This is a genomic window from Salinibacterium sp. SWN1162 (assembly GCF_015864675.1).
Taxonomy (GTDB): Bacteria; Actinomycetota; Actinomycetes; order Actinomycetales; family Microbacteriaceae; genus Rhodoglobus.
Genome location: NZ_JADYWT010000003.1, coordinates 259,684 through 283,311, shown reverse-complemented (window position 1 = coordinate 283,311; position 23,628 = coordinate 259,684). Strand labels below are relative to the sequence as shown.

The 23,628-nt window shown below is 62.6% G+C and carries 23 protein-coding genes and 1 tRNA gene; 15 read left to right on the top strand and 9 right to left on the bottom strand.

Going from position 1 to position 23,628, the window contains the following annotated elements; genetic code table 11:
- Positions 1-82 precede the first annotated feature (82 nt).
- Together I6E58_RS12750 and I6E58_RS12745 are read left to right on the top strand one after the other, a co-directional pair.
- Positions 83-550 carry a DM13 domain-containing protein gene (locus tag I6E58_RS12750; RefSeq protein WP_129073219.1) on the top strand — a complete coding sequence of 156 codons (468 nt, stop codon included), beginning with the start codon at positions 83-85 and terminating at the stop codon, positions 548-550.
- Positions 547-1,050: a DoxX family protein gene (locus tag I6E58_RS12745; RefSeq protein WP_197134303.1), complete on the top strand. Its 504-nt coding sequence runs from the start codon at positions 547-549 to the stop codon at positions 1,048-1,050. Before I6E58_RS12750 ends, I6E58_RS12745 begins: the two co-directional genes overlap by 4 nt.
- A gap of 48 nt (positions 1,051-1,098) precedes the next feature.
- On the opposite strand, the gene I6E58_RS12740 is transcribed toward I6E58_RS12745, so the two are convergent.
- Positions 1,099-2,175, bottom strand: coding sequence for a YeiH family protein (locus I6E58_RS12740; protein WP_197134300.1), 1,077 nt, complete (start codon positions 2,173-2,175; stop codon positions 1,099-1,101).
- A complete protein-coding gene (locus I6E58_RS12735) occupies positions 2,168-2,659 on the bottom strand; it encodes a MarR family winged helix-turn-helix transcriptional regulator (RefSeq protein WP_197134296.1) in 492 nt (163 codons plus the stop codon). The genes I6E58_RS12740 and I6E58_RS12735 overlap by 8 nt, the downstream gene beginning before the upstream one ends.
- Positions 2,660-2,808: 149 nt before the next feature.
- Here I6E58_RS12735 and I6E58_RS12730 point away from each other — a divergent pair.
- The 5 genes from I6E58_RS12730 (at position 2,809) to I6E58_RS12710 (ending at position 7,845) form a co-directional block, all read left to right on the top strand.
- Positions 2,809-2,880 (top strand) — tRNA-Gln (locus I6E58_RS12730).
- A 312-nt stretch (positions 2,881-3,192) separates the two neighbouring features.
- Positions 3,193-3,528 carry a hypothetical protein gene (locus tag I6E58_RS12725; protein WP_197134291.1) on the top strand — a complete coding sequence of 112 codons (336 nt, stop codon included), beginning with the start codon at positions 3,193-3,195 and terminating at the stop codon, positions 3,526-3,528.
- A 92-nt stretch (positions 3,529-3,620) separates the two neighbouring features.
- On the top strand, positions 3,621-5,057 hold the full coding sequence (glmU, locus tag I6E58_RS12720) for a bifunctional UDP-N-acetylglucosamine diphosphorylase/glucosamine-1-phosphate N-acetyltransferase GlmU (RefSeq protein ID WP_197134288.1): 1,437 nt from the start codon (positions 3,621-3,623) through the stop codon (positions 5,055-5,057).
- 41 nt (positions 5,058-5,098) lie between these two features.
- Positions 5,099-6,076, top strand: a complete 978-nt coding sequence (locus I6E58_RS12715; RefSeq protein ID WP_129073225.1) for a ribose-phosphate diphosphokinase — start codon at positions 5,099-5,101, stop codon at positions 6,074-6,076.
- Positions 6,077-6,141: 65 nt separating this feature from the next.
- Positions 6,142-7,845, top strand: coding sequence for a long-chain-fatty-acid--CoA ligase (locus tag I6E58_RS12710; protein ID WP_197134285.1), 1,704 nt, complete (start codon positions 6,142-6,144; stop codon positions 7,843-7,845).
- Here I6E58_RS12710 and I6E58_RS12705 read toward each other — a convergent pair.
- On the bottom strand, positions 7,842-8,213 hold the full coding sequence (locus tag I6E58_RS12705; RefSeq protein WP_197134283.1) for a hypothetical protein: 372 nt from the start codon (positions 8,211-8,213) through the stop codon (positions 7,842-7,844). The two genes, I6E58_RS12710 and I6E58_RS12705, sit on opposite strands and share 4 nt — an antisense overlap.
- 120 nt (positions 8,214-8,333) lie before the next feature.
- Positions 8,334-9,791, bottom strand: a complete 1,458-nt coding sequence (gndA, locus tag I6E58_RS12700) for an NADP-dependent phosphogluconate dehydrogenase (protein WP_197134280.1) — start codon at positions 9,789-9,791, stop codon at positions 8,334-8,336.
- A 175-nt stretch (positions 9,792-9,966) separates the two neighbouring features.
- On the opposite strand from gndA, the gene I6E58_RS12695 reads away from it, so the two are divergent.
- Positions 9,967-10,284 (top strand): putative quinol monooxygenase, encoded by a 318-nt coding sequence (locus I6E58_RS12695; RefSeq protein ID WP_197134276.1) that lies wholly within the window; start codon positions 9,967-9,969, stop codon positions 10,282-10,284.
- A 46-nt stretch (positions 10,285-10,330) separates the two neighbouring features.
- Here the strand turns inward: I6E58_RS12695 and I6E58_RS12690 are convergent, their stop codons facing one another.
- Positions 10,331-10,756, bottom strand: a complete 426-nt coding sequence (locus tag I6E58_RS12690) for a pyridoxamine 5'-phosphate oxidase family protein (RefSeq protein ID WP_129073228.1) — start codon at positions 10,754-10,756, stop codon at positions 10,331-10,333.
- A 211-nt stretch (positions 10,757-10,967) separates the two neighbouring features.
- Between I6E58_RS12690 and I6E58_RS12685 the strand changes: the two genes are divergently transcribed.
- The 4 genes from I6E58_RS12685 to I6E58_RS12670 are packed head-to-tail and all read left to right on the top strand — an operon-like array spanning position 10,968 to position 14,805.
- Positions 10,968-11,489, top strand: coding sequence for a gluconokinase (locus tag I6E58_RS12685; RefSeq protein WP_197134273.1), 522 nt, complete (start codon positions 10,968-10,970; stop codon positions 11,487-11,489).
- Between the two features lie 23 nt (positions 11,490-11,512).
- On the top strand, positions 11,513-12,922 hold the full coding sequence (locus I6E58_RS12680) for a GntP family permease (protein WP_197134270.1): 1,410 nt from the start codon (positions 11,513-11,515) through the stop codon (positions 12,920-12,922).
- Between the two features lie 9 nt (positions 12,923-12,931).
- Complete coding sequence (locus tag I6E58_RS12675; RefSeq protein WP_197134267.1) at positions 12,932-13,705, top strand: SDR family oxidoreductase; 774 nt, start codon at positions 12,932-12,934, stop codon at positions 13,703-13,705.
- Positions 13,706-13,761: 56 nt separating this feature from the next.
- On the top strand, positions 13,762-14,805 hold the full coding sequence (locus I6E58_RS12670; RefSeq protein ID WP_197134264.1) for an L-idonate 5-dehydrogenase: 1,044 nt from the start codon (positions 13,762-13,764) through the stop codon (positions 14,803-14,805).
- Positions 14,806-14,911: 106 nt separating this feature from the next.
- On the opposite strand, the gene I6E58_RS12665 is transcribed toward I6E58_RS12670, so the two are convergent.
- Positions 14,912-15,628, bottom strand: a complete 717-nt coding sequence (locus tag I6E58_RS12665; RefSeq protein WP_197134261.1) for a FadR/GntR family transcriptional regulator — start codon at positions 15,626-15,628, stop codon at positions 14,912-14,914.
- A gap of 314 nt (positions 15,629-15,942) precedes the next feature.
- Between I6E58_RS12665 and I6E58_RS12660 the strand changes: the two genes are divergently transcribed.
- From I6E58_RS12660 to mfd, 3 genes are all read left to right on the top strand, one after another.
- Positions 15,943-16,563 carry a 50S ribosomal protein L25/general stress protein Ctc gene (locus I6E58_RS12660; RefSeq protein ID WP_197134258.1) on the top strand — a complete coding sequence of 207 codons (621 nt, stop codon included), beginning with the start codon at positions 15,943-15,945 and terminating at the stop codon, positions 16,561-16,563.
- A gap of 26 nt (positions 16,564-16,589) precedes the next feature.
- Complete coding sequence (pth, locus tag I6E58_RS12655) at positions 16,590-17,171, top strand: aminoacyl-tRNA hydrolase (protein ID WP_100389665.1); 582 nt, start codon at positions 16,590-16,592, stop codon at positions 17,169-17,171.
- Positions 17,172-17,291: 120 nt separating this feature from the next.
- Positions 17,292-20,978 (top strand): transcription-repair coupling factor, encoded by a 3,687-nt coding sequence (gene mfd, locus I6E58_RS12650; RefSeq protein ID WP_197134255.1) that lies wholly within the window; start codon positions 17,292-17,294, stop codon positions 20,976-20,978.
- A gap of 20 nt (positions 20,979-20,998) precedes the next feature.
- Here the strand turns inward: mfd and I6E58_RS12645 are convergent, their stop codons facing one another.
- From I6E58_RS12645 to I6E58_RS12635, 3 genes are all read right to left on the bottom strand, one after another.
- The gene (locus I6E58_RS12645) at positions 20,999-21,928 is read right to left on the bottom strand and encodes a CPBP family intramembrane glutamic endopeptidase (RefSeq protein ID WP_197134252.1); all 930 of its coding nucleotides are present in this window, start codon (positions 21,926-21,928) and stop codon (positions 20,999-21,001) included.
- A gap of 78 nt (positions 21,929-22,006) precedes the next feature.
- Positions 22,007-22,657 carry a thermonuclease family protein gene (locus I6E58_RS14490; protein WP_197134249.1) on the bottom strand — a complete coding sequence of 217 codons (651 nt, stop codon included), beginning with the start codon at positions 22,655-22,657 and terminating at the stop codon, positions 22,007-22,009.
- Positions 22,658-22,739: 82 nt separating this feature from the next.
- Positions 22,740-23,552, bottom strand: coding sequence for an SGNH/GDSL hydrolase family protein (locus I6E58_RS12635; protein ID WP_307842139.1), 813 nt, complete (start codon positions 23,550-23,552; stop codon positions 22,740-22,742).
- Between the last annotated feature and the right edge of the window lie 76 nt (positions 23,553-23,628).

Sequence of the window (23,628 nt, the reverse complement as noted above, 5' to 3'; positions counted from 1 at the left end):
CGCCCGGCTTAGGTTCGTAACCGTCACCGCGTCATCGACTCGCTGGCTTCATCCACACACTACGAACTTAGGAAACTCCCTCATGAGAAAAACAGCTATTCCCGCCGCCGCCATCCTCGCCCTTTCGCTCATGCTCAGCGCCTGCAGCGGTGCAGCCACTGACACAACCAGCAGCGAATCCACTGCCCCGGAATCGTCGACGACGGAGACAGAGGCCGGCACGGACACTGACGCGGAAATGATGCACGAAGAGCACACCGGAACCTTCGAAGGCGCCGGCGAGCACTCGGTCGCAGGAACCGTAACTGTCAGTGGCACGGAGATCGTACTCGAGGGCTACTCCTCAGACGAAGGCCCCGACCTCAACATCTACCTCACCAACGGCAATGACGAGGACGCCGTAGCGGGTGGCATGCAGATCGACGCCGTCGCCTACGACGAAGCCAGCCAGACCTTCACCTTCGACGCTATGGATGTTTCCGGTTACGACACCGTCGTCATCTACTGCGACAAGGTCAAGGCAATCTTCGGATCAGCACTCCTCTCATGATGAACCGTGCGCTTTCCCTCGTCGCTTCCGTCATCACGGGAGCGGCGAGGGTCGGCCTCGGCATCCTGTGGTTGAACGAAGGTCTCTTCAAGATCAAGGCAGGATTCGACGGCGCCGACATCGGCCTGGTCGTCGACAGCACGGCATCCAACAATCGGGTGGCTGACGGCTTCGAGGCCTTCACCGCCACCTTTCTTGGTGGCGCCCCCGGTTTCTTCGGCTGGGCCATCCCGGCTCTCGAGGTCGGCCTCGGTATCGCGCTCATCCTGGGCGTGCTGACCTTCCCCGCAGCACTGATGAGTGCCGTTACGCTCTTGTCGTACTGGTCAGCCGATCAGCTGATCGAGGAATACCCGATCATGCTGGCGCTCTCGGTGGTTGTGGTGGCGTTCGTGGTTAGTGCTTCTCGGATCTCGGTCACGACGATCATCGAGAAACTCGTGAAGCGAAAGAAGCCCGAGACCCGCTGGTTCTCGGCGCCGGTGCGGCGCTGGCTTTAGCGAGTGCGCTGACTCTGGCGTTCGCTTGCGATTGCGCTCGCGCTGGCGTTAGCCCAGAGCAGCCACTCCTGCGGCGCGGGCAATTTCTACCGCGCCGTAGGAGAGCAGGGCAATAACGGCCCACGAGATGAGCGCGACCACGAGGGCGCGACCACCCGTGCGGATGAGATTGCCAATGCTGATCGAAGCTCCGAGCCCAAAGAGGGCCATGCCGAGAACTAGCTCTTGGCCGTAGCCAGCAGCCTCCAGAAAACCGTCGGGCAGCGGAACGAACGTGCGCACCAGCACCGCCGCCAAGAAGCCGACAACGAACAGGGGCAGGATGGCGGGGCGCTTGACCTCACCGCGATCAGCAGCAGGCTCACCCGCAGCACTCGCGGCCGCAGCCTGCACGCGGTCAGCCCGCGCGGCCACGACGCCAGCGAGCGCAACCATTGGCGCGAGCATGGCGACTCGGGTCAGCTTGACGACAACCGCAACAGCGAGGGCGGTTGCTCCCGCGATTTGAGCCGTAGCAACAACCTGGCCGACATCGTGCACGCTCGCGCCCACCCACATGCCGAACTCGGCAGTATCGAGGCCGAGAAGCGGGCGTAGCGCAGGGAGCAGGGCGATCGCGAGGGTGCCACACAGCGTGACAAGCGCGATCGGGGTGGCCGTGTCAGAGTCCTTCGCGCGCGTAACGCCCGCCATCGCGCCGATGGCCGAGGCGCCACAGATTGAAAATCCGGCTGCTATCAACACCGGCTGCTGGCCAGGCAGGCGCAGCATCCGGCCGAGCCCCCACGTGAAGAAGAACGTGATGACGACAATCGCGACGATCATGCCGAGCACGAGCCAGCCCAGTTCGGCGATGTTCACGAGGCTCAACTTGAAGCCGAGCAAGACAACGCCAATACGCAGTAAGCGGCGAGCGGCGATCGCGAGCCCGGGCTTTACCTCGGCACGCACCGAACCGCGCCACGGGAGAGCGGCGAACAGGATGCCCAGCACCACGCACGCGGTCAGCGTCGGAATAGCCGGCACCAGAAAGCTGATGAGTACAGCGAGAGCGAAAGCGGCAAGTGCTAGACCGAGCCCGGGGGAGTTGCGGCGAAAAGCGGTCGGGACTTGCAGGTTATTCACCGTCGAGGCTCAACTTTCTGAGCAGGGAACTCAATCGTTCTTGTTCTAGCGGAGACATGCGGGCCAGCAGCGCTGTTTCGTCATGCACGAGGGAGGTGATGGCCTCGTCAACGCGCTCGCGCCCGCTCGCCGTCATCATCACGATCACGCCGCGGCCATCGTTGGGGTCGGTGCGACGCTCGACAAGTTTGCGCGTGACCATCCGGTCGATACGGTTCGTCATAGTGCCGCTCGACACCATCGTCTGCTGCACCAAGGCGGTAGGGCTCAACTGGTACGGTGCGCCCGCTTTGCGCAGGGCTGAGAGCACGTCGAACTCCCACGGCTCAACGCCGGCAACAGCGAACGCGGCCTTACGGGCACGCTCGAGATGCTTCGCGAGACGACCGACGCGGCTGAGAACATGCAACGGCGCAAAGTCGAGATCGGGGCGCTCGCGCGACCACGCTTCGACAATTCGGTCGACTTCGTCGCGTTGGGGCATCCGGTTATTATCTCAGCTTCGATGCCCGAATGTGTGCCATAAACGCGCCCCAGAACACCAAAGAAACGTGTGCGAAGCCTCCGAATCGGGCTAAGTGCACGACAGAGTGCCAATGATCTGGCAGAATTGATGCGCGCCTTCGGGTGCGGTCCGCTTTGGTGTAACGGCAGCACGGCAGCCTTTGGAGCTGTCCAGTCTAGGTTCGAATCCTAGAGGCGGAGCTTTATGAGGTTCTAGAAACCCAAGCGCTCCTATTGTCGAAAACCTTTTTGAAGGGTTTCAGGGCAAAGAAAAAGCCGGAACCCGACGTCACGTCGACGTTCCGGCTTTTTGCTTTCCCAGGCCGGTCGGGCGACCTGCGGCGTTTGCTGGGTCGAGGACCGTGCATCCGGCTGCTTCAGGGGTTGCATTGGGGTTGTTGCGCGACCTGCGTTGAACCCTGAGTTGGGGGCTGGCTGATGGCTGAATGCCGCTGTAATCTCTGGATGATTACTGACTCGCTCACCGCTTAAATCCGAGAGGCTTTGCCGCCAATGTATCGCCGCTCTGCTGTTGTCCTGATCGTGGCTGTGCTCGCACTTTCGGGTTGTTCGTCCTATTTCGATAGTCAAGACGGCTATCAACCATCTCCGGAGCCCGTTCAGGCCGAAGGCGAAAACTCCGCAGATCAACAACCCACCGAAAGCGAAGCGAGAGGGGGATGGCTCTGTATCTGGGACCCGACTTATAACGACGACTGGCACGACGACTATGTCTGTTCAAACGGCACAAGCATTGATCGTCCCGACCTGCTTCCGGACGATCCGTTCGTGGAATCGGAGGAGCTCGACGCCGCGGCCGCTGCTTACGAGGACAGCTTGAACCGCTAACCGCGCGAGCCAGAAGAATATCTCGCTTCTCCTCGTTCCCGAGTTTTGGGGCGCGCGTTCTGAGCGCCGCTCATTCAGGGCAGAATAGAACTATGACCGAACACAAACTCGCCGTCATTGTTCTCGCCGCTGGCCAAGGCACTCGTATGAAGTCTGCCAAGCCCAAGGTGTTGCACCGCCTTGCCGGCCGCGAGCTTATCGGCCACGTTGTCGCCTCGGCGCGCGAGCTGAACCCGGATCACGTGATCGCGGTTGTGCGTCACCAGCGTGACGAAGTGGTGGCGACACTCACCGAGCTCATGCCCGACATCCTGATCGTTGATCAAGACGATGTCGCCGGCACTGGTCGCGCCGTTGAGGTCGCGGTCGATTCTTTGCCTGCCGACTTCGACGGGGATGTCGTTGTCGTCAGCGGTGACGTCCCGCTTCTCGATTCGGCCACCCTCGCGGCATTGCTCGAGCAGCACCGCGCGCAGTCGGCCGCAGCTACCGTGCTGTCAGCGATTCTTGATGACGCCACCGGCTATGGCCGCGTCGTGCGTGATGCTCACGGCGGCCTCGATCGCATTGTGGAGCAGAAAGATGCGAACTCTGACGAGCTTTCGATCACTGAGATCAACTCGGGCACGTACGCGTTCCGGGTCGGCCCGCTCCGCGAGCAGCTCGTTCGCATCACGACCGACAACGCTCAGTCCGAGAAATACATCACGGATGTCGTAGGTCTGCTTCGCGGAGTCGGCGCCACCGTGGCGGCCATGCCCGTCACTGCCGGCTGGATGGTCGCGGGAGTCAACGATCGCGTGCAACTGGCCGAGGCCGCTCGCCGCATGAACGAGCTCATTGTGCAGAAGTGGCAGCGCGCGGGTGTCACCATCGAAGACCCCGCCACCACGTGGATCGACGCCGACGTTACGCTCAACCCCGACGTCGAAATTCTGCCCGGCACTCAACTCAAGGGCGCCACGCTCGTGCAATCGGGTGCCATCATTGGCCCAGACACCACTCTGGTCGACTGTGAAGTTGGCGAGAATGCGGTTGTGAAGCGCACGGATGCCACGCTCAGCGTGATCGGCGCCAACGCGTCTGTCGGCCCGTTCGCCTACCTTCGCCCCAACACGAAATTGGGCGTCAACGGCAAGATCGGCACCTTCGTGGAGACCAAAAACTCCACCATCGGCGAGGGCAGCAAGGTTCCTCACCTCAGCTACATCGGCGACACCGAAGTGGGCGAACAGTCCAATGTGGGTGCCGGCACCATCACCGCAAATTACGACGGAGTGAACAAGAACCGAACGGTTGTGGGCGCCCACGTGCGCACCGGGTCGCACAACGTCTTCGTCGCTCCGGTTAGGATTGGTGACGGAGCGTACACCGGAGCCGGCTCGGTCATCCGAAAAGATGTACCGGCAGGCTCCTTGGGCATCACCGTCGCTCCGCAGCGCAATATCAGTGGCTGGGTTGAAACCAATCGCGCGGGCACTGCAGCGGCTCACGCAGCCGCCGCAGCAACCGACGAAAACAACGCCTGACCGAAGTACGCCGTAACCGCGGCAGAGAGCGAGTCCCCCCAGTGGCCAGCATCAAGATCTCCGGTCAAAAACGACTCGTGCTTGTTTCCGGGCGCGCACACCCGCAGCTCGCGATCGACATCGCCGCTGAGCTGGGTAGCGACCTCGTACCCACTGACGCACGCACTTTCGCCAACGGTGAAATCTACGCTCGCTACGACGAGAGCGTTCGCGGTTGCGATGCCTTCGTCATCCAGTCGCACACTGAGCCCATCAATGAATGGCTCATGGAACAGCTGATCATGGTGGATGCGCTCAAGCGTGCCTCGGCCAAGCGCATCACCGTTGTCTCGCCTTTCTACCCGTACGCTCGACAAGACAAGAAGGGCCGTGGCCGCGAGCCGATCAGCGCCCGTCTCATCGCTGATCTCTACAAGGCTGCTGGCGCCGACCGCATCATGAGCGTCGACCTGCACGCTGCCCAGATTCAAGGCTTCTTCGACGGCCCGGTTGACCACCTCTTCGCCATGCCCGTGCTCCTCGAACACTTCCAGAAGCAGCTCGACCCCTCCACCCTCACGGTTGTGAGCCCCGACATGGGCCGCGTTCGCGTCGCCGACATCTGGAGCGACAAGCTCGGCGCTCCGCTGGCCATCATTCACAAGCGCCGCGACCCGCTGGTCCCTAACCAGGTCACGGTTCACGACATCGTCGGTGACGTCGATGGCCGCGTCTGCCTGCTCGTTGACGACATGATCGACACCGGTGGAACGATCGTCAAGGCTGCAGAGGCGCTCAAGAAAGCTGGCGCCCTTAAGGTCGTTGTGGCAGCAACTCACGCCATCTTCTCTGACCCGGCTCCGACAATCTTGCAGAGCGACTTCATCGACTCTGTAGTTGTCACCGACACCCTGCCCGTGCCGGAACACAAGCGGTTCCCCACCCTCACCATTTTGCCGATCGCTCCGCTGCTGGCTCGCGCCATCCACGAAGTATTCGACGATGGATCGGTAACCTCGATGTTCGACGGTGCCGCCTAAATTTCTCGACGTTTTTAGTGCCCCAGATGTAATCGGTTGCACGGTTGGCGGCATACAGTTAAGTCATGACTGAGTTGTCCGATCAACCCTGGTTCTCTAGCTACGCCGAGGGCGTTGCCCACGAAATTACGTTGCCCGAAGGGTCGCTGTACGATCTCGTGGCGGCGACCATTGCGGAGTATCCGCGTGCCGTCGCGCTCGAATTCTTCGGCAACGAAACCACGTACGCCGAACTTGGCGAGCAAATTGACCGGGCGGCTGAAGGGCTGCGTTTGCTGGGCGTGCAGAAGGGCGACACTGTCGCTCTCGTTCTGCCGAACTGCCCCCAGCACATCGTCGCTTTTTACGCCGTGTTGCGCGTCGGCGGCGTCGTCGTCGAGCACAATCCGCTGTACACGCCGCGCGAGTTGCGCCACCAATTTGAAGACCACGGCGCCCGCGTTGTCATCGCGTGGAACAACGTCGTTAACACTCTGCAGGAGATGCCGGTGGATGTCGCGGCCGAGACGATTATCTCGGTCGATGTCACACGAGCCATGCCGCTGAAGACGCGCACTTTGCTGCGCTTGCCCATCGCGAAGGCGCGGGAATCGCGTGCGGCTCTCACCACGACGGTGCAGGGCACCATCGTGTGGGAAGACCTGCTCAAGTCCGAGCGCATCGACGAGCGCATCGCGCGCCCCGTCGCGAGCGATCTTGCGCTCATCCAATACACCAGCGGCACAACGGGCAGCCCTAAGGGGGCGATGCTCAGCCACCTCAACCTCTCGGCCAACGCCGCTCAAGCACGGGCGTGGGTTCCGGCTGTTCCTCGGGGTAGCGCGGTCATCTACGCCGTACTGCCGATGTTCCACGCCTATGGCCTTACGCTCTGCCTCACGTTTGCGATGAGCATGGGCGCGCGTCTCGTGCTCTTCCCCAAGTTTGACCCGGAGCTAGTCTTGGCGGTCATCAAGAAGCGACCGGCCACCTTCTTGCCGGCGGTGCCTCCTATCTTCGAAAGGCTTACAGCCGCGGCGGATGCGGCGGGAGTGTCGCTCAAAGGTATTGAGGTCGCTATCTCCGGAGCAATGCCGCTGTCGCCCTCCGTCGTGCAACCGTGGGAAGCCCGCACGGGCGGCACGTTGGTGGAGGGCTATGGCCTCTCTGAAACGAGCCCCCTTCTCATTTGCAATCCGGTGGGCCCCACACGGCGCCCCGGCTCCATCGGGCTGCCGCTACCGAGCACCGAGATTCGAGTAGTCGACCCGGAGAATCCCACGGTCGACCGAGCACCGGGGGAGGAGGGCGAGTTGCTGGCCCGTGGTCCGCAGGTGTTCTCCGGCTATTGGGATAAGCCAGAAGAGACAGCCGTGGTCTTCGTGAAAGCGACTGACTCAGGCTCAGACTGGTTCCGCACCGGCGACATCGTCACGGTCGACCCGAGTGGGTTCGTCCGGATTGTCGACCGCATCAAAGAGCTCATCATCACGGGTGGTTTCAACGTGGCGCCGAGCGAGGTCGAGGAGGCCCTTCGGCAGCAGCACGGCATCGCCGATGCCGCCGTTGTCGGTCTGCCGAGCGAACACAGTGGCGAAGATGTCGTCGCCGCGGTCGTGCTGGCGCCGGGAGCATCGCTCGACGAGAGTGCCGTGCGCGAGGCGTTGCGACGTAACCTCGCGGCGTACAAGGTTCCCAAGCGAATCGAGATTGTGGATGAACTGCCGCGATCCCTCATCGGCAAGATTCTGCGTCGTGAAGTGCGAGAGCAGCTGCTCGCGAACGATTAGCTGTTGTCTGCCGGGCTCGTCGGAAGAACGGCGGGGCCGGGGATGAGCCCGAGCGAACGCAAGAGTGTCTCGCCACCGTTGAACGATATTGCGTAACACTTCCAACCCGGATCGCCATCTCCCGTGAGCTCGAAGCGAACGTCGTAGGACACGGCTTGGGGCGCAAGGTATTCGGTGTAGACAGCGCACGTTCGATGCGCAGTGTTGTTCGCGGTGCCTGCTGCCGAAACGATGCCGGGAACGACGAGGCCGATGAGGCCAAGAACAACTACGACCCGCATCACGGACTTGAAGGCGCGTGATCGTAGCGGGCGTTCTCCGTGGGGTACGTAGCCGTCGAGTTCGGGGTTTTCGTCAGACAAGCTCATGGTCATGCCATTCTGTCACTGACCGCTGAGGATCGCCCCGCGCGGCCGCTCAGAAACGGGGATGGCGGCGAACCGAGGTTCGCCGCCATCCCCGCTAGTGCAGGTAGTGAGTGAACCCGCTTAGTGCGAGTCCGTCGCTTCGATTTCGCTACGGTCGCCCGACCACAGCGTGTGGAAGGTGCCATCCATGTCGACGCGCTTGTAGGTGTGAGCGCCGAAGAAGTCGCGCTGTCCCTGAACGAGGGCAGCAGGCAGGCGCGGTGCGCGCAGGCTGTCGTAGTAGGCAAGCGACGACGAGAATGCGGGGGTCGGGATGCCTGCGGCGGCAGCGCCACCGACAACACGGCGCCAGGAATCCTGCGTGCCTGCCATCGCGTCGGTGAAATACGGCGCGGTGACCAGAGCCACCAGGCCCGGGTTCTCGGCGTAGGCCTCGGTGATGCGGTTCAAGAAGCGCGCACGGATGATGCAACCACCGCGCCAGATCTTGGCGATCTCGCCCTTCTTGATGTCCCAGTTGTACTCTTCAGCGCCGGCGACGATCGCGTCGAAGCCCTGGCTGTACGCGATGATCTTCGAGGCGTAAAGAGCCTGGCGAACATCCTCAATGAAGGCTGCCTTGTCTTCGATGGCGGGCACCGAACTCGGGCCGGGCAGCGCTGCGGCTGCCGCACGCTGAGCAGGCTTCGACGAGACGGCGCGAGCAAACACAGCTTCGGCGATGCCCGACACGGGCACTCCGAGGTTGAGGGCGGTCTGCACTGTCCACACGCCGGTTCCCTTAGAACCAGCCTGGTCGAGAATGATGTCCACGAGGGGCTTGTCGGTCTTGGCGTCGACCTGGCGCAGAACCTCGGCGGTGATCTCGATGAGGTAGCTCTCGAGCTCGCCCTTGTTCCACTCGGCGAAGATGTCGGCGATCTCGGCCGGGGTCGCGCCGGTGCCCTGGCGGATGAGGTCGTAGGCCTCAGCGATGAGCTGCATGTCGGCGTATTCGATGCCGTTGTGAATCATCTTGACGAAGTGACCTGCACCGTCGGTGCCCACGTGGGTAACGCAGGGCTCGCCTTCGGCAACAGCGGCGATCGACTTGAGGATCGGGCCGAGGGTCTCCCACGCTTCTGCGGAACCGCCGGGCATGATCGACGGGCCGAGCAGTGCGCCCTCTTCGCCACCCGAGATTCCCGCACCGACGAAGTTGATGCCGGTTTCGCGCACTGCCTTCTCGCGGCGGATGGTGTCGGTGAAGAGCGCGTTGCCGCCGTCGACGATGATGTCACCGGGCTCAAACGCTTCGGTGAGAGCGTCGATTACGGCATCCGTGCCCTTGCCGGCCTGCACCATGATGATGGCGGTGCGGGGCTTCGACAGCGACGCCGCAAATTCGGCGTAGTCGGATGCCGGAACGAAGTTAGCTTCGGGGTGCTCGGTGAGCAGGGTCTCGGTCTTCGAGTAGGAGCGGTTGTAGATGGCAACGGTGTTGCCCTCACGGCTCGCGAGGTTGCGGGCGAGGTTAGAGCCCATAACTGCGAGCCCTACTACGCCAATGTTTGCGGATGCTTGCTCAGCAGCGGTCATATCGTTCACTCCTTGACTCTGGGACAAAGTGGCGGGCCGATTCAGAATGGCTGGCTGGCCCAGTGATCAAGCCTAGGGCACACCGCGCAGCAGGCTCGCGGCATCCATTCAGCCTTCCTCGTCGTCGTCATACTTACCTTGCGGAAACGCAGGGGGCGAGGAGTAGCGTGGCACCATGACCCAACCAGTGATCGTTACCGCTATTTTTCACATTCGCCCCGACAGCAGGGATGCGGTTGTTGCCGCGCTCCACACCGCGCTTCCTCTCGTGCACGACGAGCCCGGCTGCGAGCTCTACGCCATTCACGAAGCGGCGGATGGCACTCTCGTCATGATCGAAAAGTGGGAGTCAGAAGCGCTTCTCGACGACCACGGCAGCAGCCCCGCTGTCGCTGCTCTCGTCGGAGAGATTGGTCAGTACCTGACTGCCGAGGTCGCTGTCACTCGCATGACCGCGATTCCGATCGGCTCGACGGGCAAGGGCGCGCTCTAGGTCGCAGCGTGCCGGGCGCCGAGGATGCGGCGCCCACTATCAGCCGCTAGTAGCGCTCGGGCTCCGGCCCGAGCGTGAAGCGTCGCCCAGAAACTTCCGTCGGCGTAATTTCTACCCAGACGTATTTCAGCGTCGGGATCAGCGGTGTCAGCGGTAGTTGGTCGGCGTCGTAAATCTCATCTTGAGATTCGACGATGCGCGCCGTTCCCTTGGCCACCACGCTCCACGCAGTGTGCGGGCCCACGTAGTCGGTCTCGAAAGCGACTCGATCATTGATCGTGAGTTTGAGCAGCTTGGTTCCCTGCGCCGTTCGTAACATCAGTCGATTGTCGACGGCGATGAAATTCACCGGGGTTATCTCAGGCTCTCCCTGAAAGCTCACGGCGATCCTGCCCAGAGTGGCGGTGCGCAGCAATTCCCAGCAGGTCTCCGGTGTGAGTTGCTCCACCGGATCGTTCAGGTTCTCGCTCATAGCAATTCCTTCCCTTGCCTCATTCTCCCACCGCGACCACGGGTAAGCCAGAAGTTTCTGCGGCAGAACCCTGCGGTCGGGCGGCGGTCGGCAGGGCGTCCGAAAGCAATCTTCGGAGATATTTGCTCAGATAGTTTGTAATAAGTCTGTTTTAAGGCACACTGGTCAGATTGATATCAGACGTAACGATGCGTCCAATGTTAGGAAGACCGTGGCTTCACAATTTCCACCCCTCATCGTGATGGGTGTCTCTGGATCAGGTAAGTCGACCGTTGGCGCTGCCCTCGGCGCTGAACTGGGCATGCAGTTCATCGACGGCGACGACCTTCACCCTCGCGCCAACAAAGCGAAGATGGCCGCCGGTCACGCGCTCAACGACGAAGACCGCGCCCCGTGGCTGGAGATCATCGCCGAACGCATCGGCGCCGAACTCGCTGACGGTAACCCCATCATCGTCGCCTGCTCTTCGCTCAAGCGGTCTTATCGCCGCATGCTGACCGCTTACGCTCCCACCACAGTTTTTGTGCACTTGAACGGCGAACGCGAAGTCATCGCCGAACGCCAGTCGCACCGCAACCACGAGTACATGCCCAACAGCTTGCTCGATTCCCAGTTCGACACGCTCGAACCCCTTCAGGACGATGAGCGCGGTGTGCTCGTCGACCTCACCCAGACTCCGGACGACATTGTCCGGTCCATCAAAAAAGACCTCATCGACGCGTTCGTCGCCTGAGCTGCACAAAAGAAGTTAGGACAATGATGACCGACCTCCAACTGCTGTGGGAGTTGCCCACGTGGGGCCTCCTCCTGCTAGCCGCCGGCGCAATTGCGCTGCTGCTGCTGCTGATCATCGTGGGCCGCGTTCACGCGTTCCTCTCGTTGATCATCGTCAGCCTCGTGACTGCCGTGGCTGCCGGTATCCCGACGAACCAGATAATCCCGACTCTCACGTCGGGCTTTGGCGGCACTCTAGCGAGTGTTGCGCTGCTGGTCGGTTTGGGAGCCATGCTCGGGCGGATGCTCGAAATGAGTGGGGGAGCGCAAGTGCTCGCCGACTCGCTGATCGGTCGTTTCGGTGAGAAGCGTGCACCGTTAGCGCTCGCTGTCGCGTCTCTCATGATGGGTTTCCCCATCTTCTTCGACGCCGGCCTTGTGGTCATGTTGCCGATCATCTTCACCGTGGCACGTCGTCTCGGTGGATCGCTGCTCTTCTACGCCTTCCCCTCGGCTGTCGCATTCTCGGTCATGCACATCTTCGTTCCGCCGCACCCCGGCCCCGTCGCCGCCACCGGGCTGCTCGGTGCCGACGTCGGCCTCGTCCTCATCTTCGGTCTCATCGTTGCCCTGCCCACCTGGTACGTCGTTGGTTACAAGTTCGGCACCTGGACCGGTAAGCGCTTCGACATCGCGATTCCCGACATCCTCTTCGGAAGTCAGGATGACGAGAAGGCTGCCCAGTTCAAGTCGAACCCCAAGCTCGGCACGATTCTCTTCCTGCTCCTGCTGCCCCTCGTACTCATCTTCATGAACACGGGTCTTAACGCGCTCGCTACTGCTGGCGTCGTTGATATCGAAAGCCCGCTCGTTCAGGTTCTGCGCCTGCTCGGTGAAACCCCGATCGCACTACTCATCACCGTGGTCTTCGCCATGTGGCTGCTCGGCTGGAAGCGCAACAAGGAGCGCACGCTCATCGAGACGATCGTCGACAGCGCGCTCGGCCCGGTTAGCTCCATCATCCTCATCACCGGTGCCGGTGGAATGTTCGGTGGCGTACTGCGTGCCAGCGGAATCGGCGCCAGCATCGCCACCTCGCTCGAGTCGATTGGCATGCCGCTCATCGTGGCCGGCTTCGTGATCGCTGCGATTATCCGTGTTGCTCAGGGTTCGGCCACGGTCGCGCTCACCACGGCGGCAGCGCTCATCCAGCCCGTTGTTCTGGCCGACGCCAGCCTTAACCCGGTCGAACTGGCAGCCATCGTGCTCGCACTCGCCGCTGGTTCAGTGTTTGCTGGTCACGTCAACGACTCAGGCTTCTGGTTGGTCAGCCGCTTCTTCGGCATGGACACCCAGACCACCCTGCGCACGTGGACCGTTGGTCAGGCACTCGTCGGTGTCATGGGCTTCGCGATCGCGTTCGTCATTTTCATCGTCGCCGGAATGTTCTAGGAGATAGCTGTGGCATCCACTCTGTTTGACCTCACCGGGCGCATTGCCCTTGTTACCGGATCCAGCCGAGGAATCGGGCGCGTCATCGCCCAAGCCCTCGCCGAAGCCGGCGCAACAATCGTGCTGAACGGTCGCGATGAAGAGCGGCTCGCCGCCACTCACGCCAACTTCAGCGCCGAGTTTGGGGCAGAACGCGTCTACGCTCGCGCGTTTGACGTTGCGGATGCCACGGCTGTCGCCACCGCAATCGCCGAGATCGAGGCATCCATCGGTGCGATCGGGGTGCTCGTGAACAACGCGGGCATCCAGCATCGCGAGCCGATGCTCGACCTCGACGTGGAGGACTGGAACCGAGTCATCTCCACCAACCTCACCAGCGCGTTCCTCGTCGGGCGCGAAGTTGCCCGGCACATGCTGCAGCGCGGCGAGGGCAAGATCATCAACATCGCTTCGGTACAGACCGACCTTGCGCGACCGACCATCGGGCCGTACACGGTCTCGAAGGGCGGCATCCGCAATCTCACACGGGCGATGACGGCGGAGTGGGCGAGTGGCGGGCTGCAGATCAATGCGATCGCTCCCGGCTACATCCACACTGAGATGACGCAGGCGCTCGTCGACGACGACACCTTCAACAACTGGATTCTCGGGCGCACGCCGGCCGGTCGCTGGGGAACTCCCGCCGACCTGGGCGGCCCCGCCGTGTGGCTCGCCTCGAGCGGCTCTGACTACGTCAACGGTCAGGTCATCTTCATCGATGGCGGTATGACGGTCGTCGTCTAACACCCTGTTTCACCGCCGCGCGTCGCTGCCGGCACCGTTCTATAGAAAAGATTGTCATGACAAGTGCAGCCCCCGCCGAAACTCTCGCGGTCACGATTCACGCTCAAGATGACTTGCGCGTGGAAAGCATTCCGTTGGCCGCTCCGGCCGCCGACGAAGCCGTGATCCAGATTGCGTTCGGCGGGGTCTGCGGGTCTGACCTGCACTATTGGTCGCACGGTGCAGCGGGGGAGTCGATTCTCAAGGCGCCCATGATCCTGGGCCATGAGGTTGTCGGCACAGTCATCCAGCAGGCTGCCGATGGCACGGGCCCCGCAGCGGGAACAGCCGTGGCCGTGCATCCGGCAACCCCCGGTGGTACCGAGCCGCGCTGGCCAGAAGACCGCCCCAACCTCTCGCCCGGCTGCACCTACCTCGGCAGTGCCGCGCGCTTTCCGCACACCGAAGGTGCCTTCGCCGAGTTCGTGACGTTGCCGAGCCGGATGCTGCGAGCACTCCCTAACTCGTTGACCCTGCGCGATGCCGCTCTCGTCGAACCCGCCAGCGTGGCCTGGCATGCCGTTTCGCGTGCCGGCGACGTTCGCGGAAAACGTGCTCTCGTTATTGGCGCCGGCCCGATCGGCGCGCTCATCGTTGCCGTTTTGAAGCGCGCCGGAGCGAGCGAGATTGTGGCCGTCGACATGTTCGTCGGCCCTCTCGCCATCGCCCGCCAGGTTGGTGCAACTGAGACTCTTCACGCCACCGATGCGGATTCCATCGCCGCCGTCGACGCCGACATCGTCTTTGAATCCTCGGGCAGCTACCGCGGTCTCGAGTCTGCCGTGCGCGGTGCCACCCGTGGCGGCCGCGTCGTCATGGTGGGGCTTTTGCCTTCCGGTCAGCAGCCCGCGCTCATCTCGCTCGCCATCACGCGCGAGCTCGAGCTCGTCGGCTCCTTCCGCTTCAACGACGAGATCGACGACGTCATTGCGGCGCTCGCCGACGGCAGCCTCGTCGTCGGGCCGATCGTGACGCACGAGTTCGCGGCATCCGATGCTCACGAAGCCTTCGCCGTTGCTAAGGATTCGGAGAACAGCGGCAAGGTGCTGCTGCGCTTCTAGGTCGCTGCGCTTCTAGGTCGCTGCGCTTCTAGGTCGCTGCGCTTCTAGCGTGCTGCGAGTCGGTTGAGCTGCGCTTCTAGGGTGCTGAGCGTGGAGAGCGCGGCCTCTAGTCAAGGAAGATGCGGGGTTCGCCATCCCAGATGCGTTCGACTTCTTCGCTCGTGCGGCTCATGATGCGTTCCATCGCGGCGTAGGCGTCGTCAGGACGCTTGCCTTGGATAGCGTCCGCGACATCCACATGTAACTGCAGCGCTTCTTCGTGCGGGGTCGCTGGCATAAGGCCGCGATTGGTGCGACCCGTGAGTACTTCGGCGATCACGCGGTCGAGGCGGGCAAACATTTCGTTGCCACTCGCGGCAAGAACGAGCGAGTGAAAGCGGATGTCGAGCTCGAGAAACAATTCGAGGTCGCCTGAGCGGCCCACGGCCCGCATTCGCGCGGCCAGTGCCAGTAGCTCGCCGGCGGCCTCGTCGGAGGCATGCAGCGCGGCAAGTTTCGCGGCCTGAGGTTCGATCGCGCTGCGCAGCTCGGTGAGCGAGCGCAACTGGCGTCCGTTCTCGACCTGTTCAAGGCGCCAGCGAATCACGAGGGGGTCGTAGAGACTCCACTCCGACATCGGCTGAACGCGCATTCCGACTCGCTTGACGGAGGCGACCATGCCAAGCGATTGCAGCACGCGCACGGCTTCACGAACGACCGACCGGGAGACGCTGTACCGCTCTTCAAGCTGTTCGGCGAGAATCGTGGATTCGGGGGAGATCTCGCCCGAAACGATGCTGAGCCCGACATCGTTGAGCACGCGTGCGTGAAGACTTCCGGGCATGCTTCAAGAGTAGTGCTTCTGTAGCGCTCATTGAGTGGCCCTGCGATCCCGAATTCGTGGCTGACAGCCGGCGCAAACCGTGTAAACTCGGCAGTTGAACTTCGGCGAGGGAACCATCCGGTTCCGTTATCGACGCGGCGGGCAAGTCTCAGGGTTATTTCCTGACAGGGCTTTTCCTCACGCGGCAGACCACTGGTTTGTCGGCGTTCGAGTTGAACTACAGATAATGATCTGGGCACTGAACCCGCCACGAGCACTCCGTTCGTTGCAGGCGCTGAGCCCACAACAGACTTCGGTCTAAACAGGAGATAACTATGGCTAAGCCAGGCGTAAACCACGTTGTTACAGATGCTCGTGAATCCTTCGGTAAGGGTGCTGCTCGCAAGCTCCGTGCCCTCGGCAAGATTCCTGCCGTCATCTACGGTCACGGCACCGACCCCATCCACGTTGCCCTCCCGGGTCACGAGATCGGCCTCATCCTCCGTAAGTCGAACCAGATCTTGGACCTCGACATCAACGGCAAGAGCCAGCTCGCCCTCGTGAAGGACGTTCAGAAGGACCCCGTTCGCCAGATCATCGAGCACATCGACCTCGTTGTCATCCGCAAGGGTGAAAAGGTCATCGTTGACGTGCCGATCCACATCACCGGCGAGTCGGCTCCGGGCACCCTTGCCAACCTCGACGCACCGACCGTTTCGGTTGAGGCTGAAGCAACTCACATTCCCGAGTACTTCACCGTCGACATCGAGGGCCTCGAAGACGGCCAGCACATCTACGCCAAGGACGTCACGCTCGTCGAGGGCTCGAACTTGCTCTCCGACCCCGAGCTTCTCGTTATCGCTGTCAGCACCCCGCGTGCTGCTGCTGACGCTGCTGAGGGCGACGCTGCTGAGGGCGAAGCAACTGAGGCTGCATCCGCAGAGGCTGCTGAATAATCAGATTCTTCCGTAAGCGAGAAATCGTGGATGACCAATGGTTAGTAGTCGGGCTCGGTAACCCCGGGCCCGGCTACGCCGGTAATCGCCACAACGTGGGGCACATGGTGCTGGCCCACTTGGCTGACGAATTGTCGGCCACTTTCAAGAACCACAAAGCGAACGCTGCCGTGGCAGAAGGTCGCAGCTTTGGGGATGGACCCAAGCTGATTCTGGCTAAGCCCAATTCCTTCATGAACCTGTCGGGCGGGCCTACCGCCGCGCTCATGCGGTTCTACAAGATTCCTGTCGAGCGCCTCATCGTCGTGCACGATGAACTCGACATCGACTTCGATACCGTGAAGCTCAAAACCGGTGGCGGTCACGGAGGCCACAACGGCATCCGCGATATAGCTGCCGCTGTCGGTTCTCCCGATTTCACGCGTGTTCGCGTCGGTATCGGCCGCCCGCCCGGCCGCCAGCCGGCCGCTGATTTTGTGCTCCGAGACTTCTCCGGCGATGAGCGCAAGGTTCTGCCGAACCTTCTTGGTGACGCCGCGGATGCCGTAGCGATGGTTGCTAAAGAAGGTCTCGAAGCAGCGCAACAGCGCTTCCATAGCCCGCGCTAGTTCTGCCGGCGCGAGCCCGTCTCGTGCCTAGCGACTGCGTCGCTCGGTGCCCCGCGTACTTCTGCTGCGCTGTGGGTGAACTCTCATCGCAGCGTCGGTGGCCGCGAGTAGAGTAAACCGGTGACTCTCGACGGAATTATCTCAGCACTTTCGCGCGCCCAAACCGTAGAGAGCGCCCTGCGGTACTCCGAGCGCAGCGCCGACTTCTCGCTCGTCGAAGGGCTACGGGCGCCCCTCCTCGGCGGTCTACTCACGGCATCCGATTCGCCGCGCTCGATGCTCGCGGTGACCGCTACCGGCCGCGAATCTGAATCGCTGCGCCGCTCGCTCGCGAGCTACCTTCCTGACGCCCAGATCGTGGAGTTCCCCGCCTGGGAGACTCTGCCGCACGAACGCTTGAGCCCCAGCGCCGAAACAGTCGGCAAGCGGATGCAGGCGCTGCGCGACCTGGCCAAGTGGCAGGCGAACCCGGTGGGCCAGTTTGTGCTGGTGGCCTCCGTTCGAGCAGCACTGCAACCTATTGCCGACAACCTCATCACGATCGAACCGGTCATCCTCACCAAGGGCGGTCGCAACTACGACCTCTCCGCGTTATCAGCGCGACTCGTGGCACTGGCATATTCCCGAGTCGACATGGTTACTCGTCGCGGTGAGTTCGCCGTGCGCGGCGGCATTCTCGACGTGTTTGCTCCCAACCACGAGCATCCGCTTCGTCTTGAATTCTTCGGTGATGAGCTTGAGCAGCTGCGCGAGTTCTCGGTGGCTGACCAGCGTTCAATCGACGGCGACATCGAGTACGCCGAGCTTGTGCCGAGTCGTGAACTGCTGCTCAGCGATTCGGTGCGCCAACGTGCCCGCGAAATGCAGCACGAGTTCCCGAGCCTCTCCACAATGCTGGCCAAGATTGCCGAGGGTATTCCCGTCGACGGCATGGAGTCCCTCGCGCCCGCTCTCGTTGACAAGCTCGTGCCGCTGACGCACTACCTTCCCGCGGACTCTGCCATCGCGGTTCTCTCGCCCGAGAAAGTTTCTTCGCGTGCAGTGAACCTCGCCGAGACCAACCAAGAATTCTTGAGCGCGGCATGGAATGCCGCGACCGCCGGTGCCGAAGCGCCCATTGATTTGGATGCCGGCGACTTTGTCACTCTGAACAAGCTGCGCGCCTCCGCCGGGGATCGTCCCTGGTGGACCCTCAGCACCTTTGATTCGGGTGAAGCGGATGCCGCGAACCTGATCGACGCCGCCGAAGAAGCATCCGAATACGTGCGTATCGATGCCACCGCCACGCCCTCGTTCGCGGGAACCCTCGATGGTGCCCTCGACCATGTGGGCACGCTGCTCGCCGACGGCTGGACGGTCGCGATCGTCGCCGAAGGTGCCGGGCTCGTGGAGCGCACCGCCGACCTGCTGGGGGAGCGCGAGATCTCCGGCCGCGCGGTTGAGGCATTCCCCGAGACCTCGGAACCCGGCGTTGCGTATTTACTTCGCGCATCCGTCGACCATGGTTTCGCCATGCCCGAAGCCAAGCTCGCGGTGTTGAGCGAGGGCGAGTTCTTCGGCCGATCGGTCGGCTACGCCTCGCGCCCGGCGCGCAAGCTCGCCACTCGCCGCAAGAACGTCGTTGACCCGCTGCAACTCAAGAGCGGCGACCACGTCGTGCACCAGACTCACGGCATCGGCAAGTTCATCGAACTCGTCACGCGGCAGGTCAGCACGGGCGGTCGCAACGCGGTCAAGACTCAGCGCGAGTTCTTGGTGCTGGAGTACGCGCCCAACAAGCGCGGGTACCCCGGTGACAAGCTCTACGTGCCCACCGATCAGCTCGACCTGCTGTCGCGCTATGTTGGCGGTGAGGCACCCTCGCTCAACAAAATGGGAGGCACCGACTGGTCGGCGGCCAAGAGCAAGGCGCGCAAGGCCGTTCGCGACATCGCTGTTGAACTCGTCAAGCTCTACAGCGCACGCATGGCCAGCAAGGGCCACGCCTTCGGGCCGGATACTCCGTGGCAGCGCGAGCTCGAAGAAGCCTTCGCCTACGCCGAAACTCCCGATCAGTTGACGACAATCGACGAAGTCAAAGCCGATATGCAGAGCCCGGTTCCGATGGACCGCCTGCTCAGCGGTGACGTCGGTTACGGCAAGACCGAGGTCGCCGTTCGCGCCGCGTTCAAGGCCGTTCAAGATGGCAAGCAGGTCGCGATGATCGTGCCGACGACCCTGTTGGTGCGCCAGCACATGGAAACCTTCGCCGATCGCTTTGCCGGCTTTCCCGTGCACTTGCGGGCGCTCAGCCGTTTCCAGACCGAGAAAGAGTCGCGCGAAACCATTGCCGGCCTCGCTGACGGCACCGTGGATGTTGTCATCGGCACCCACCGCCTGCTCTCCAAGAGCGTCGCGTTCAAAGACCTCGGGCTCGTCATCATCGATGAGGAGCAGCGTTTCGGTGTTGAGCACAAAGATGCTCTCAAGAAGCTCAAGACCAACGTCGACATCCTGGCAATGACGGCAACCCCGATTCCGCGCACGCTCGAGATGGCCGTCACAGGCATCCGCGAAATGTCGACTCTTGCGACGCCGCCCGAAGACCGGCATCCGATTCTTAGCTTCGTGGGCCCGTATTCCGAGCGTCAGGTTGGCGCGGCCATTCGCCGTGAGCTGCTGCGTGAAGGCCAGGTCTTCTACGTGCACAACCGCGTGAGTTCGATCAACCGGGTAGCGGCGAAGATTGCCGAACTGGTTCCGGATGCTCGCATCGCGATCGCCCACGGCCAGATGCCCGAAGCAGCGCTCGAACAGGTGATGGTCGACTTCTGGGATCGCAAGTTTGACGTGCTCGTCTCGACGACGATTGTGGAAACCGGGCTCGACATCCCGAATGCCAACACGCTCATCATCGACCGTGCCGACAAGTACGGCCTCAGCCAGCTCCACCAGTTGCGCGGGCGAGTGGGTCGTGGCCGCGAACGCGCCTACGCGTACTTCTTGTATGACGAAGAGAAGCCGCTGAGCGAGACCGCGCACGAACGCCTCGACACGATTGCCGCGAATAACGAGCTCGGCGCCGGTATGCAGATCGCGATGAAGGACCTCGAGATTCGTGGTGCCGGTAACCTGCTCGGTGGCGAACAGTCCGGCCACATCGCCGGTGTCGGCTTCGACCTGTACTTGCGGATGATCGGCGAAGCCGTCTCCACCTTCCGCGGCGATGTCGCCGAAGGCCAGACTGAGTTGCGGCTCGAACTGCCGGTGGATGCCAGCATCCCCGAAGACTACGTCGAGAGCGAGCGACTGCGACTCGAGGCCTACCAAAAGCTCTCCACGGCCAGCTCGCCCTCGGCATCCGCCGACAGCATCGATCGTGTGCTCGACGAGCTGACCGACCGTTACGGTGAGCCACCCGAGGAAGTGAAGCACCTCATCGCGGTGTCGCGTCTGCGTCGGATGTCGCAGCGCTTGAAGCTGAGCGAAGTGGTCGTCATGGGAGACAAGTTGCGCATCGCGCCGGCCGATCTTCTCGACTCGAAGCAAGTGCGATTGCAGCGCATGTACCCGGGTTCCAAGTATCACTCGGCGGCGTCGACCGCGATCATCCCGCTGCCGACCGGTGCCGATGATGGCGCCCTCATCGAGTGGGCGAAGGAACTTTTGGTGTCAGTGTTTGGCGCTCAAGACACCGTCGAAGAGCTCAAAGAAGTCGCACTCGCGGCAGAGGCTGCCGAGAAGCTTGCCGTCGACAAAGCGGCAGCGAAAGCGAAAGAGGCGAAGGAAAGCAAGGATGCCGGCTCCGCATCCGCACCGAAGAAGTAGCTGACCGGTAGCGGTGTCAGCTAGGGCGTGGGCTCTGCGGAGATAGGCTCCGCCGGTGCGCCCTCCACGGAGACGGGCGCCGGGGCTGCATTAGTCGGCGTTGCCGAGGTGGAAGCTGCGGCATCCGGCTCGACATTCCCGGGCTTCGGCTTCGGCGTAAACGCGAGCGGATTGCGGCGACCATCAATGCGATGAACGCCCCCGATGGCCATCGGGATAAGTACGAGCGAGCGCAGGTCGATCAGTGCGTGGGCGATGATCGTCACGAGAATACTGCCGGTGAGCACGTAGATGGCCATGAAGATGGCGCCGAGCACCGTGGTCACAATGATGCCTGCCAGACCTTGGTACGAGTGCATGAGGCCGAACAGCACAAGGCTAGCGACGATCGCGACGACGGCGTTGCCAGTGGTAGCGAACAACAGCGCGGGTAGCGCGAGGCGAAAGAGTAGTTCTTCGACGACTCCGGCGTTGATCGATAGCAATCCGCCCAGCACGAGCTCTTGGCGGTTGCGCGGGAGGATCGCTTGAACGTCGCCGACGGCCACGACTTCCTCGCCCTCGTTGCGCACCGAGATGATTGCGAGAACGGTGACCGCAATGAACCCGATAGCGAGCCCGATCAGCACCCCAGCGGTCAGGGTGGGACGAGCGGCAAACACGTCGAGCAGCCAGGACACCCAGGGCCAAGCCTGCACCTGGCGCAGCAGGGGAGTAGCGAATGCTCCACTTGCCAGCAGCGCAACCAGAGCGAGACCGCCGAACAGTGAGAACGAGATCAGCAGCCAGCGACGCAACATGAGTTGGCGACGCTTCGTGGTGCGAAAGCGCTTGAAGCGACGATATTCGCGTTGGTCACGACGAAACGTTCTTATCGCAAGGGTTGCAAGGACTCCGAGGAGCACGACCCACAGCAGGGCGAGCATGAGCGGGTGTGCGGGGTCAAGCATGCACCAATCGTGCCACGGACTGGTTGGATGCTCGACCCGGTTCGCGCGCTCCGTCTGAGTCGTGCGTGCAGGCGGAGGTTAGCAGGCGCCCCACATGCCGAGCTTTGCGGCGTAGGCGTCGTCTTCAGCGTCGCGCAGCTCGGGCCAAAAGCGGTCGTTGAGCCCGACCTTGAGAGCTTCGGCAGCGCCGAGTTCAACCATGGCAAGGTTCACGAGCGTGCCGTCCTGAAGGTAGACGTACAGGAGCGAGCGACCGTAGCGGTCCTCGGGCTCACGGTCTTCGAGCGCCCATACGTCCGTGCCCTCCGGGAGAAAGTCGCGCAGGAGGTCCCGGGCTTCGATTCCGTAGCATTCTTCGGCATCCGGCTGCTGTTGGCTGGCGAGTTCGGGGGTGTCGAGCCCGATCATGCGTACCTTCAGCTCCTCGGTGCCGTCGTCGAGGTAGAGGGTGTCGCCGTCGTGCACATAGGCGACGGTCGCCGCGAAAGCGCCCGAGGGGACGTCGTTTCCGCTCGTGGCTTCAGCTTCGCTCGCGGCGGTATCGGTGGCGGATGTCGTCGGTGCTTCGGATGCCGAACCTGAGCTCTCTGTGTTGCCCGCCAGCGATGCGCCATCGCTCGTTGCACCCGGCAAGGTGGCGCCGGAATAGGCGGCAGCGGCCGCGCCGCCCACGAGGGCGAGAACGATGATGACGCCCACGAGGCGAGTACGTTTTTGGGGAGCAGACACGCCACGATTCTCGCACGCGCGCGGGCTCAGCGGCGCGAGTAGGGTCACCCTGGCCACGTAACGTTACCGACTTGTCGTTCCGCTAGTCCGCGTCCCTAATGCCGCGACCGCTTCCGAGGTGGGAGGCAAGGGCAAGCGCCGCAGTGGCGCCGAGCTGTTTGCCCCACAGCGAATGAACCGTTCTCCAATTGAGGCTGTCTTGAATGAACTCGGTGCAGGTCTCGAGGCTGGGAAACGGTGAGTAGCTGATACCGGGAATGCTCTCGGCGAGGGCGAGCGAGGCTCGGTTGAGGCGAGTAATTTGCAGCGCGAGAAGCCGTTGAACGAAGCGAGGCATAGCCCGAAAACGGTACATCGGCGGCACCGCGGCGATGACCACGGGGCAATCCGGATGTCGGCCTCGGCGCACGGTGTCAATGATGGTGTGCAGTCCGGCACTCCACTCGGTGGCGGTAGTGCCGAGGAGTACATCGGGCGGACCGAGCACAACCACGACAACGTCGACGTCGAGGTCAGCGTGAGCGATCTCCGTGGCGGTGCGAGCCATGGTGAGTTCGGCATCAGTGATGGTGGTCCACGTGCATCCTGAGGCTAGCTCGCGGGCAACATTCCGGGCCGTTTGCGAGACGACTCCGAGGCCGTGATTGAGTACCCCGTAGCTCGACGCTGCGGAATCTCCGACGAAAAGCATCCGAACAGGTGCGGGTGCGTCAACTTCACCCGCGGGGATCCCGATCGGGAAGAGCGCGTTGGCAGTGTCGACACGATACGCCAGCAGATTGACCTTCAGCAGCGGCCGAAAAAGGTGGATGAAGCCGGCGACCACACGACGCGTCAGAGGAGCGGACGAGGGGACGCTGGAGGCGCGCTCGGGAGACGTGTTCTTCGGGTCCACGTTTCATATAGTGACCGACAATGGGCGCGGTTGGCCTCGCGACATACCCCTTTGGTGTTCGTGATTTCCTCTTACT